Annotated in this window: 11 protein-coding genes; 7 read left to right on the plus strand and 4 right to left on the minus strand. The window is 70.9% G+C overall.

The window, feature by feature from the left end; genetic code table 11:
- Positions 1–9: 9 nt before the first annotated feature.
- From ACUY4T_RS02310 to tkt, 3 genes are read right to left on the minus strand one after another with little or no spacing between them, the layout of a single operon-like run.
- Positions 10–1,614, minus strand: a complete 1,605-nt coding sequence (locus tag ACUY4T_RS02310) for a glucose-6-phosphate isomerase (protein WP_446017270.1) — start codon at positions 1,612–1,614, stop codon at positions 10–12.
- A complete protein-coding gene (gene tal / locus ACUY4T_RS02315; RefSeq protein ID WP_446017271.1) occupies positions 1,611–2,720 on the minus strand; it encodes a transaldolase in 1,110 nt (369 codons plus the stop codon). Before tal ends, ACUY4T_RS02310 begins: the two co-directional genes overlap by 4 nt.
- Positions 2,721–2,740: 20 nt before the next feature.
- Positions 2,741–4,837 carry a transketolase gene (gene tkt / locus ACUY4T_RS02320; protein ID WP_446017272.1) on the minus strand — a complete coding sequence of 699 codons (2,097 nt, stop codon included), beginning with the start codon at positions 4,835–4,837 and terminating at the stop codon, positions 2,741–2,743.
- Between the two features lie 310 nt (positions 4,838–5,147).
- Here tkt and ACUY4T_RS02325 point away from each other — a divergent pair, with 310 nt between their 5' ends.
- From ACUY4T_RS02325 to ACUY4T_RS02335, 3 genes are all read left to right on the plus strand, one after another.
- Positions 5,148–6,071: a heme o synthase gene (locus ACUY4T_RS02325; protein WP_446017273.1), complete on the plus strand. Its 924-nt coding sequence runs from the start codon at positions 5,148–5,150 to the stop codon at positions 6,069–6,071.
- A 177-nt stretch (positions 6,072–6,248) separates the two neighbouring features.
- A complete protein-coding gene (locus ACUY4T_RS02330) occupies positions 6,249–6,701 on the plus strand; it encodes a type IV toxin-antitoxin system AbiEi family antitoxin domain-containing protein (RefSeq protein WP_446017274.1) in 453 nt (150 codons plus the stop codon).
- Positions 6,604–7,068, plus strand: coding sequence for an endonuclease domain-containing protein (locus tag ACUY4T_RS02335; RefSeq protein WP_446017412.1), 465 nt, complete (start codon positions 6,604–6,606; stop codon positions 7,066–7,068). The genes ACUY4T_RS02330 and ACUY4T_RS02335 overlap by 98 nt, the downstream gene beginning before the upstream one ends.
- Before the next feature lie 111 nt (positions 7,069–7,179).
- Here ACUY4T_RS02335 and ACUY4T_RS02340 read toward each other — a convergent pair whose 3' ends face one another.
- Positions 7,180–8,118, minus strand: a complete 939-nt coding sequence (locus tag ACUY4T_RS02340; RefSeq protein ID WP_446017275.1) for a COX15/CtaA family protein — start codon at positions 8,116–8,118, stop codon at positions 7,180–7,182.
- Between the two features lie 248 nt (positions 8,119–8,366).
- On the opposite strand from ACUY4T_RS02340, the gene sufB reads away from it, so the two are divergent.
- The 4 genes from sufB (at position 8,367) to sufC (ending at position 12,130) form a co-directional block, all read left to right on the plus strand.
- Complete coding sequence (gene sufB, locus ACUY4T_RS02345) at positions 8,367–9,785, plus strand: Fe-S cluster assembly protein SufB (protein WP_446017276.1); 1,419 nt, start codon at positions 8,367–8,369, stop codon at positions 9,783–9,785.
- Positions 9,786–9,788: 3 nt separating this feature from the next.
- The gene (sufD, locus tag ACUY4T_RS02350; RefSeq protein WP_446017277.1) at positions 9,789–10,970 is read left to right on the plus strand and encodes a Fe-S cluster assembly protein SufD; all 1,182 of its coding nucleotides are present in this window, start codon (positions 9,789–9,791) and stop codon (positions 10,968–10,970) included.
- 1 nt (position 10,971) lies between these two features.
- The gene (locus ACUY4T_RS02355) at positions 10,972–11,298 is read left to right on the plus strand and encodes a non-heme iron oxygenase ferredoxin subunit (RefSeq protein WP_446017278.1); all 327 of its coding nucleotides are present in this window, start codon (positions 10,972–10,974) and stop codon (positions 11,296–11,298) included.
- Between the two features lie 64 nt (positions 11,299–11,362).
- A complete protein-coding gene (gene sufC, locus ACUY4T_RS02360; protein WP_446017279.1) occupies positions 11,363–12,130 on the plus strand; it encodes a Fe-S cluster assembly ATPase SufC in 768 nt (255 codons plus the stop codon).

Raw genomic sequence — 12,130 nt, forward strand, 5'->3', positions numbered from 1 at the left:
GGGCCTCCGTCAGCCGATCGCGGCGCGGAGCGCTGCGACGTCGCGGCTCGGATCCGACAGCGTCAGCGTGAGGACCGGCCGACCGTGCTCCGCGAGGACCGAGGCGTCGCCCGAGGCCTGTGCGGCGATCAGCTCGCCGAACGTGAACGGGCGATCCGGGATGGCGAGGTCCTCGACGGGGCGCTGGACGAGCTGCAGGAACACGCCGTGCGCGGGGCCGCCCTTGTGGTACTGGCCGGTCGAGTGCAGGAACCGCGGCCCCCATCCGAAGGTGACCGGGCGACCGCTGCGCGCGGCGAGGGCATCCCGGAGCTCGGCGACCTCGGGGTGCGCGACCCGGTCGACGTAGGCCTGCACCGAGAGGTAGCCGTCCTCGGGGAGTTCCTCGAGCAGCACCTCGACGGCCGACGCGAGGTCGCTTGCCGCGCCGATGACCTCGGGCGTGCCGCGCACCTCGATGCCGTCGGCGACGAACGCCGCCGGCGCCGGTTCGGGGCGCGCGTCGAGCAGGCCGCGCGCCGCGACCTTCGCCGACTCGACGTCGGGCTGGTCGAACGGGTTGATGCCGAGGATCCGACCGGCGACCGCCGTGGCGTACTCCCAGACCAGCAGCTGCGCGCCGAGGGTGCCCGAGACGCGGATCTCGCCGTCGGTGTCGTCGACGAGGAGGTCGGTCCCGGCGTCGTCGACGAGGCGCACGACCTGGAGGTCGGACATCGGGTCGTCGAGCTCGGGGGCGTCCGGTGCGAGCACGACGGGCAGGATGCCGGTGCCCTCCTTGCCGGTGGACTCGGCGATGAGCTGCTCGGCCCAATCGGCGAACCCGACGATGTGGGTGCCGTCCGCGACGATCGCGAGCTTGTCGCGTCGCGGTTCGGCGGCGGCGATCGCGGCACCGAGCACGAGGCCCGGGTTCTCCTCCGTGTCGACCGCGACGGCGAGCTCGATCGCCTCCGCCTCGGCGAGGAGCTCGTCGAGGTCGACGCCGGCCAGGCCGGAGGGCACGAGGCCGAAGGCGGTGAGCGCGGAGTAGCGTCCGCCCACGTTCGGGTCCGCGTTGAAGACGCGGTAGCCGGCGGCACGCGCGGACTCGTCGAGCGGTGAGCCCGGGTCGGTGACGACGACGATGCGGGAGGCGGGGTCGACGCCGGCGTCGCGGAACGCCTGCTCGTACGCGCGGCGCTGCGAGTCGGTCTCGACGGTCGAACCCGACTTGGACGACACCACGAGGGCGGAACGGCCGATGCGGTCGCCGAGGGCGGCGCGCACCTGGCCGGGCTCGGTGGAGTCGAGCACCGTGAGCTCGGCGCCGGCCGTCCGCGTGATCACCTCGGGCGCGAGCGAGGAGCCCCCCATACCGGCGAGCACGATGTGCTCCACGCCCGCGGCGTGCAGCTCGTCGCGCAGGGCCGCGATGTCGGGAAGCAGCGGACGCGAGATCGCGACCGCCTCGGTCCAGCCCAGGCGCTTCGACGACTCCGCCTCGGCCTCGGGGCCCCAGAGCGTGGCGTCCAGCGCGGTGATGCGGGAGGCGACGCGGTCGGCGACCAGCTGCGGAACGACCCGGCGGACGGCGTCGGCGGCGGCGCCGCTGACGGAGATGCGGAAGCTCATCGCGCGGCCTCCAGCGAGGTGCGGACCGTGTCGAGCAGTTCGTGCCACGACACGATGAACTTCTCGACGCCCTCGCGCTCGAGCAGCTCGGTGACCTCGTCGTAGTCGACGCCGACGCCCGCGAGGGCGTCGAGTACGCGCCCGGCTTCGGCGTACGCGCCGGTGACGGTGTCGCCCTCGACGACGCCGTGGTCGAACGTCGCCTCGAGCGTCTTCTCCGGCATGGTGTTCACGACGCCCCCGGCGACGAGCTCGGTGACGTAGAGCGTGTCGGGCAGCGAGGGGTCCTTCACGCCGGTGGAGGCCCACAGGGGACGCTGCCGGTGTGCGCCGGAGTCCAGCAGCGCGGTCGCGCGCTCGGTGGCGAACTGCTGCTGGTACAGCTCGTACGCGAGGCGGGCGTTCGCGACTCCGGCGCGGCTCTTGAGCGCGAGCGCCTCGGGAGTGCCGATGGCCTCGAGCCGCTTGTCGATCTCGGTGTCGACCCGCGAGACGAAGAACGAGGCGACCGAGTGGATCGTCGAGAGGTCGATCCCATCCGCCTTCGCCCGCTCGAGGCCGGCGAGGTACGCCTCGATGACCTCGCGATACCGGTCGAGGCTGAAGATCAGCGTGACGTTGACGCTGATGCCCGCTCCGATCACCGCGGTGATCGCCGGGAGGCCGGCGCGCGTGGCGGGGATCTTGATCATGACGTTCGGGCGGTCGACCTTCTCCCAGAGACGGTGGGCCTCGGCGATGGTCGCCTCGGTGTCATTCGCCAGGTCGGGGGAGACCTCGATCGAGACCCGGCCGTCGTAGCCGTCGGTCCGGTCGTAGATCGGGCGGAAGACGTCGGCGGCGTCGCGCACGTCCTCGGTGGTGGTCTCGAAGACCGCGCGGTCGACGTCGGCGCCGTCGGCCGCGAGGGCGCGCAGCTGGTCGCGGTACGAGTCGCCCTTGGCGAGCGCCGCGGCGAAGATCGTCGGGTTGGTCGTCACGCCGACGACGTCGCGCTCGGCGATGAGCCGCTGGAGGCCGCCGGAGGCGATGCGCTCGCGCGACAGGTCGTCGAGCCAGATGCTGACGCCGGCCTCGGAGAGCGCGGCGGTGGGAGAGGTGCTCATGATGGTCTCCTTCTGCCCGGTCACGCGGACGCGAGCGATTCCTTCGCGGCGGCGACCACGGCCTCGGCCGTCATCCCGAACTCGCGGAACAGGGTCTTGTAGTCGGCGGATGCGCCGAAGTGCTCGATCGACACGGCACGTCCGCGCGATCCGAGGTAGCGGTACCAGCTGAGCGCGAGTCCGGCCTCGACGGAGACCCGCGCGGTGACTGAGGACGGCAGGACCGACTCGCGGTACGCGGCGTCCTGCTCCTCGAACCACTCGACGCTCGGCACCGACACGACGCGCGCCTGGACCCCGTCGGCGGCGAGCTGCTCGCGGGCGGCCAGCGCGACCTGCACCTCGGAGCCGGTCGCGATGAGGATCACGTCGGGCTCACCCGAGGCCGCCTCGGCGAGGACGTACGCGCCCTTCGCGACCCCGGCCGCGGATGCGAGGGTGTCGCCGGATGCCGCGCCGTCGCCGCGCTCGAAGACCGGGACGTTCTGCCGCGTGAGCGCGAGGCCGGCCGGCCCGCCGCGGCGTCGCAGGATCTCGAGCCACGCGTGCGCGGTCTCGTTCGCGTCGGCCGGTCGCACCACTGCGAGGTGCGGGATGGCGCGGAGCGAGCTCAGCTGCTCGATCGGCTGGTGGGTCGGGCCGTCCTCCCCGAGCGCCACCGAGTCGTGCGTCCAGACGAAGATCGACGGGATCTGCATGAGCGCCGCGAGGCGGACCGCGGGGCGCATGTAGTCGCTGAAGATGAGGAACGTGCCGCCGAACGCCCGCGTCGGCCCGTGCAGCACGATGCCGTTCAGGATCGAGGCCATGGCGTGCTCGCGGATGCCGAAGTGCAGCACGCGTCCGTACGGGTTCCCGGAGAACTCCTCGGTCGAGTGCTCGACGGGGATGAACGACGGGGCGCCGTTGATCGTCGTGAGGTTCGATTCCGCGAGGTCGGCGGAACCGCCCCACAGCTCGGGGAGGCGAGCGGCGAGCGCGTTGATCACCTTGCCGGACGCGGCACGAGTCGACACGTCAGTACCGGCCTCGAACACGGGCAGGGCATCCTCGAGGCCGTCGGGCAGCTCGCCCGCCTCGAGGCGGTCCAGCAGCGCCTTCCGGTCGGGGTTCGCCGCGGCCCAGGCGTCGAACGCCTCCTGCCACGCGCCCTTCGCCTCGGCGGCGCGGTCGCGCGCGTTGCCGCGCGTACGCTCGATGACCTCGTCGGCGACGGCGAAGTGCTGCTTCGGGTCGAAGCCGAGCACCTCCTTGGTCGCGGCGAGCTCGTCGGCGCCGAGCGCCGAGCCGTGGATCTTGCCGGTGTCCTGCTTGTTCGGTGCCGGCCATCCGATGATCGTCTTGAGGATGACGATCGACGGCTTGCCGGTCTCGGCCTTCGCGGCCTCGATCGCGTCGTTCAGCTCGGCGACGTCCTCGACGTACTCGCCGGTCTTCTTCCAGTCGACGGTCTGCACGTGCCATCCGTAGGCCTCGTAGCGCTTCGCGACGTCCTCGGTGAAGGCGATGTCGGTGTCGTCCTCGATCGAGATCTGGTTCGAGTCGTAGATGACGACGAGGTTGCCGAGCTGCTGGTGTCCGGCGAGCGAGGAGGCCTCGCTCGTCACGCCCTCCTCGAGGTCGCCGTCGCTCGCGATGACGAACACGTGGTGGTCGAAGGGGCTCCGCCCGGCCTCGGCGTCCGGGTCGAACAGGCCGCGTTCGAAGCGGGCCGCGTACGCGAAGCCGACCGCTGAGGCGAGGCCCTGGCCGAGCGGGCCGGTCGTGATCTCGACGCCGTCGGTGTGGCCGTACTCGGGGTGCCCGGGCGTCTTCGAGCCCCAGGTGCGCAGCGACTCGAGGTCGTCGAGTTCGAGGCCGTCGCCCGCCAGGTAGAGCTGGACGTACTGCGTCAGCGAGCTGTGGCCCGCCGAGAGGATGAAGCGGTCGCGACCGAGCCAGCCGTGATCGGCGGGGTCTCGGCGCATGACCTTCTGGTACAGCAGGTAGGCGACGGGTGCGAGGCTCATGGCCGTGCCGGGGTGGCCGTTGCCGACCTTCTCGACGGCATCGGCGGCGAGCACGCGCGCCGTGTCGACCGCGCGGTCGTCGATGGGGTCCCAGTGCAGAGCTGCCACGGGTTGGGTTCCTTCCGGTCGTGACGGAGCGGGGAGCCTCTCCAATCGGCCCCCGGACCCGCCGGGAAACGCGACGGCGCGGTGGAGCCCGGTGACCGATCCGGTCATGCGCGAGGTGGAGATGCACGTCGAATCCGCACGCCGGGCGCGCTGACCTCAGTATATTGACTCGCCGATCCTCTGTGACGGGGCTTGACGGGCCCCGCGACGGCGCGGGCCGGCACGCCCTCGTCGGCCGCGCCCATGGCCTAGAATCGAACGGAATGCGCGCGCCTCCGCCCAGTCCGCGCGCGCCCGGAAGAGGAAGTTCATGCAGGCCGCACCGACCATTCCCGACGCTCGACGGACGACGACGAGCCTGCGACGCAAGGTCGCCGCGTACGTCGCCCTCACGAAGCCGAGGGTCATCGAGCTGCTCCTCGTGGTCACCGCGCCGACCATGATCCTCGCGGCCGACGGCCTGCCCGACCTCTGGCTCGTCATCGCGACGCTCGTCGGCGGCGCGATGAGCGCCGGGTCCGCGGGCGCGTTCAACTGCTACATCGACCGCGACATCGACCGCGTCATGCGTCGCACCAAGGGGCGTCCGCTCGTGACGGGCGAGCTCACCGATCGCGAGGCGCTCGTCTTCGCCTACGCGCTCGGCGCGGCATCCATCGTGTGGCTCTGGGCCTTCACCAACTGGCTCGCGGCGGCGCTCTCGCTCGGCGCGATCCTGCTGTACGTCGTCTTCTACAGCCTCATCCTGAAGCGCCGTACCGCCCAGAACATCGTCTGGGGCGGCGTCGCTGGCTGCATGCCCGTGCTGATCGGGTGGGCGGCCGTCACCGGCAGCCTCGACTGGGCGCCCTTCATCCTCTTCCTGATCATCTTCCTGTGGACCCCGCCGCACTACTGGCCGCTGTCGATGAAGTACAAGGACGACTACGCGGCCGCCGGCGTGCCGATGCTCGCCGTGGTCCGCGGGCGGGTGCAGGTCGGCCTGCAGGTCGTGCTCTACGCCTGGGCCACGGTCGCGGCATCCCTGCTCCTCGTGCCCGTCGCGGGCATGGGCCTGCTCTACACCTCGGTCGCGCTGGTCACCGGAGGGTGGTTCATCTACGAGACCCACCGCCTGTACGGCCTCGCCGTCCGCGGCGAGGAGGTCTCGCCGATGCGGGTGTTCCACGGCTCCATCGTGTACCTGTCGCTGCTGTTCCTCGCGGTGGGGATCGACCCGCTCCTGCCCTTCTGACACTGCGTCGGAGATCTCCCTCCGATCGGATCCGGTGCGGTTGCCGCTCCGAATCCGCGGTGATCTCCGAGGACGTGGCGTGCCGAGTGCTCCTCCCCAGCAGGGGCGAGCGAGAAGGCCGAGCCGAAGCGGATGCTCCGGACGCGAGGCCCGGCTCGGCGCGCGCACACTCGAGCGATGTCGGATCCGGAGCACACCGTACGACGCGGCGGCGGCGTCGCGAAGCTGACGAGCCTGCAGGCGGCCGGCCACAGCCGCCATCACCTGCGACGAGCCGTCGACGAGGGGCGCCTGGTCCGCGTGCGACGCAACTGGGTGGCCGTGCCGGAGGCCGACGCTCTCCTCGTCGCGGCGGCGCGCCGGTGTCGTCCTCACCTGCGTCACTCGCGTCCGGCAGCTCGGGCTCTGGGTGCTCGCGGACCCCGGCCTGCATGTCGCCGCCGAGCCGCACGGGGCGGTGCCGTCGATCGACGCGACCGTGCACTGGTCGAAGCCGCTCGTGCCGAGGCATCCCGACGCGCTCGTCGACCCGATCGAGAACGCGCTCGCGCTCGTCGCAGGGTGCCAGCCCTTCGAGCGGGCACTCGCGGTCTGGGAGTCGGCACTGCACAAGCGGGTCGTCTCCCGTGAGGTGCTCGCGCGCCTGCCGCTCGGTCCGCAGGCACGACGTCTGCTCGAATCCGCCCTGCCGTTCTCGGACTCGGGGCTGGAGACGCTCGTCCGCACGCGGCTGGGCTGGCTCCGCGTCCGGATACTCGCGCAGGCGTGGATCGAGGGGCACCGGGTCGACTTCCTGATCGCGGACCGGCTGGTCCTGCAGATCGACGGCGGCCACCACGTCGGCGGGCAGCGCGTCGAGGACAACGCCCACGACGCCGCGCTGATGGTCCGCGGATACCACGTGGTCCGCGTCGGCTATCGCCAGGTCGTCGACGAGTGGCCCTCGGTGCAGGACGTCATCACGCGGGCGATCGCCCAGGGGTTGCACCTGCGCTGACGATCGGGAACCGCCACGGTCTCGGAGCGGAATTCCCCCACCGCACCGAGGAGGTGCGGATCTCCGAGTCCGCGGTGGGCCGGCGGCGTGCCCGCCGAGCCGTGCGGGGCGTCAGCGAGCGGATGCCGCGAGCGACGCGTCCGCCCCGGCGCCATCCGTCGTCGCGGGTCGCTTGAGGCGCAGCAGGAACACCGTCATCGTCGCGGCCGTGAGCGCCGCGAGCACCATGTGGATCCCGACGAGCAGCGGCGGCAGGCCGTTGCGCGCCTGGTACAGGCCCACGGCGATCTGCACGAGCTCGATCCCGAGGAGCGCGAGCCCCCAGCCCAGCGCGGGCAGGCGGAGCCGGCGCGCGGCGACGACCAGGGCCACCGTGAGGGCGAGCAGCGCGTAGCCGGGCCACGCGTGCACGTGCTCGAGGAGCTCGGCGTCGTACCCGGTGCGGCCGGCGTCGGCGTCGCCGGAGTGCGGCCCGGATGCGGTCGTCAGTACGCCGAAGACGATGGTCAGCGCGAGGACCGCGGCGGTCGCGTGCGCGAGACGGGCGTACCACGCCGGCACCGCGAGCACGCGCGGACCCGGTGCGGTCCGGAGGCGCACGAGGTAGGCCGCGGTGACGCACACCAGCAGCAGCGACGCCACGTAGTGGAAGCCCACGATGAACGGGTTGAGGCCGGTCCAGACGGTGATGCCGCCCACGACCGCCTGCGCGACGATGCCGAGGACGACCGCGACGGCGAGCCACCAGAGGTCGCGACGCTCGCGGCGGATGCGCCAGATCGAGAGGATCACGAGCAGGGCGACGATGCCGACGACCCCGGTCATGAGCCGGTTGCCGAACTCGATGACGCCGTGGATGCCCATCTCGGGCGTCGTGACGAGGGAGTCCTCGGTGCAGAGAGGCCAGGTCGGGCAGCCGAGCCCGGACCCCGTGAGTCGCACCGCGCCGCCCGTGGCGATGATGATCGTCTGGGCGAGGAACGACAGCCACGCGGCCACGCGCACTCGGCGGTCGATGCGGTCGGGGAGCCACGCGGTGAAGCGGTTCACGCTCGTCGTTCCTGATCCGGGTCGCGGTGGGAGGGCGCTGGGAGTCGGACCTCCGGGACCTTCGACCCTATAGACTTGATTGGTTGGCAGGGACCGCCAGACGCGCGAGGGCGTGCGCGGGCCCGAAGCCATTGTAGGTACGCGACGAAGCCACCCGCACATCACCCCACGACGGCATCGGCACCTCGACCGGTCGGCGGGGGTGGGCCGGACTCATATCCGGTGCGCGGGAGGAGAAGAGGGAGAGCATGACGGACGTACTCATCGACCGCCCCGAGTTGGAGGGGCTCGGCACGTACGAGTTCGGCTGGTCCGACTCCGACGTGGCCGGGGCATCCGCTCGTCGCGGCCTGTCGCCCGAGGTGGTTGCCGACATCTCGCGGTTGAAGGACGAGCCGGAGTGGATGCTGCAGCGCCGCATGCGCGGCCTCCAGCTCTTCGACCGCAAGCCGATGCCGTCCTGGGGCGCAGACCTGTCGGACATCGACTTCGACAACATCAAGTACTTCGTCCGTTCCACCGAGAAGCAGGCCCAGACCTGGGAGGACCTGCCCGAGGACATCCGCAACACCTACGAGCGCCTCGGCATCCCCGAGGCCGAGCGCCAGCGCCTCGTCGCGGGCGTCGCCGCCCAGTACGAGTCCGAGGTCGTCTACCACCAGATCCGCGAGGACCTCGAGGAGCAGGGCGTCATCTTCCTCGACACCGACACGGCGCTCAAGGAGCACCCCGAGTTCTTCGAGGAGTACTTCGGCACGGTCATCCCGGCGGGCGACAACAAGTTCGCCGCGCTGAACACCGCCGTCTGGTCGGGCGGGTCGTTCGTCTACGTCCCGAAGGGCGTGCACGTCGAGATCCCGCTGCAGGCCTACTTCCGGATCAACACCGAGAACATGGGCCAGTTCGAGCGGACCCTGATCATCGCCGACGAGGACAGCTACGTCCACTACATCGAGGGCTGCACGGCCCCGATCTACAAGTCGGACTCGCTGCACTCCGCCGTCGTCGAGATCATCGTGAAGAAGAACGCGCGCGTTCGCTACACGACGATCCAGAACTGGTCGAACAACGTCTACAACCTCGTGACCAAGCGCGCCGTCGCGCACGAGGGCGCCACCATGGAATGGGTCGACGGCAACATCGGCTCGAAGGTGACGATGAAGTACCCGTCGATCTTCCTCATGGGCGAGCACGCCAAGGGCGAGACCCTCTCGGTCGCGTTCGCGGGCCCCGGCCAGCACCAGGACGCCGGCGCGAAGATGATCCACATGGCGCCGTACACGCAGTCGTCGATCGTCTCGAAGTCGATCGCGCGCGGCGGCGGCCGCGCGGGCTACCGCGGCGAGGTGCGGGTGGACGCCAACGCGCACCACTCCGCGAACACGGTGCGCTGCGACGCTCTGCTCGTCGACACCATCTCGCGCTCCGACACCTACCCGGCGATCGACATCCGCGTCGACGACGTGCAGCTCGGCCACGAGGCCACGGTCTCGAAGGTCAGCGAGGAGCAGCTGTTCTACCTCATGTCGCGCGGCATGCCGGAGGACGAGGCGATGGCCATGATCGTGCGCGGCTTCATCGAGCCGATCGCGCGCGAGCTGCCCATGGAGTACGCGATGGAACTCAACAAGCTCATCGAGATGGGCATGGAAGGATCGGTCGGCTAACCGATGAGCACCGCGATGCAGAGCACCGCCCTGCCCACCCCCGAGCAGCACGGCATCCGTGCGCACTCCGACGGCCCGATCGTGCCCGTCCAGACCCGTTCCGAGCGCTTCCGCTCGACCGACGTCGCCGACTTCGCGCCCATCACGGGCCGCGAGCACGAGTGGAAGTACTCGCCGGTCGCCGCGTTCGCCGACCTCACCTCCGGTGAGCTCGACGGCTCGCGGATCGACGTCGAGACGACGGATGCCGCGGGCGTCTCGCTCTCCTGGATCCCGCGCGACGACGCCCGCGTCGGCCGCGCCGGCACGCCCGAGGAGCGCGCGTCGGCGAACGCCTGGTCGGCGTTCGGCGAGGCCGCGCTGGTCGAGGTCACCGGCGAAAAGGCGAAGACGGTCACCGTGACCCGCTCGGGTCTCGGCACGACGCCGCGCGCCGCCCACACCGTCATCGAGGCCGCGCCGTTCAGCCGGGCGCTCGTCGTGCTCCGCGGCGTCGGCGACGCCCGCCTCACCGAGAACGTCGAGGTCGTGGTCGGCGAGGGAGCGAACCTCACGGTCGTCTCCCTCCAGGAGTGGACCGACGAGTCGGTCCACCTCGCGAGCCACTTCGCGCGCATCGGCCGCGACGCCAAGCTCAAGCACATCGTCGTCTCCCTCGGCGGCAAGGTCGTTCGGGTGAACCCGTCGACGCACCTCGCCGAGCAGGGCGCCGACATCGAGGCGCTCGGCCTGTACTTCTCCGACGCCGGCCAGCACCTCGAGCAGCAGGTCTTCGTGCACCACGACGCGCCGCACACCCGGTCGCGCGTGACCTACAAGGGCGCCCTGCAGGGCGAGGGTGCGCGCAGCGTCTGGATCGGCGACGTGCTCATCGGCAACACGGCGACCGGCACCGACAGCTACGAGCAGAACCGCAACCTCGTCCTCACGGACGGCACCCGCGCCGACTCGGTCCCGAACCTCGAGATCGAGACGGGCGACATCGCGGGCGCCGGCCACGCGTCGGCGACCGGCCGGTTCGACGACGAGCAGCTGTTCTACCTGCAGGCCCGGGGCATCCCGGAGGACGAGGCGCGTCGTCTCGTCGTCCGCGGCTTCCTCGCCGAGGTCGTGCAGCAGATCGGCGACGACGAGCTCGAGGAGCGCCTGATGGCGGCGCTCGAGGCAGAACTGCAGGGGAGCTGACGTGGCATCCGTTCGCGTGTGCGGGGTGGACGACCTCGCCGTCAATGAGGCCCGGCGATTCGTCGTCGAGGGCGTTCCGATCGCCGTCGTGAAGGACGCGGCCGGCGACATCTTCGCCATCGGCGACACCTGCACGCACGGCGACATCTCCCTCTCGGAGGGCTTCGTCGAGGACGACACGCTGGAGTGCTGGGCCCACGGCTCCAAGTTCTCGCTCCTGACCGGCAAGCCCCTGACGCTCCCGGCCTACGAGCCGGTCCCCGTCTTCAAGGTCGAACTCACCGACGGGGGCGTGTTCATCGACCCCGCGGTGAAGATCGCCGTCTGACCCCGACTTCCACCGACTCCCGGCCCGCGCGGCCGGATCCGACGAAAGAGACCACCGAATCACCATGTCCGTGCTCGAGATCAAGAACCTCCACGTCAACGTCGAGACCGACCAGGGGACCCGCGAGATCCTCCGCGGCGTCGACCTCACCATCAACGAGGGCGAGATCCACGCCATCATGGGGCCGAACGGCTCCGGCAAGTCCACGCTCGCGTACACGATCGCGGGACACCCGAAGTACACCGTGGTCGAGGGGGAGATCCTCCTCGACGGCGAGGACGTCCTCGAGATGTCCGTCGACGAGCGCGCCCGCGCCGGCCTGTTCCTCGCCATGCAGTACCCGGTGGAGATCCCCGGCGTGACCGTGACCAACTTCCTCCGCACGGCCAAGACGGCGATCGACGGCCAGGCGCCCTCGATCCGCGGCTGGGTGAAGGACGTGCGCGAGTCGATGAACCACCTCCGCATGGACCCGGCCTTCGCCGAGCGCAACGTCAACGAGGGCTTCTCGGGCGGTGAGAAGAAGCGCAACGAGATCCTGCAGCTCGAGCTGCTCAAGCCGCGGTTCGCGGTCCTGGACGAGACCGACTCCGGCCTCGACGTCGACGCGCTCAAGGTCGTGTCGGAGGGCGTCAACCGGGCGAAGGAGAACACCGGCCTCGGCATCCTGCTGATCACGCACTACACGCGCATCCTCCGCTACATCAAGCCGGACTTCGTGCACGTGTTCGTCGCGGGCCGGATCGCCGAGCAGGGCGGGCCCGAGCTCGCCGACCGCCTCGAGGAAGAGGGCTACGACCGCTACAACGTGGCCGAGTCGGCCACCCAGTAG

This window comes from Agromyces arachidis (assembly GCF_052805135.1).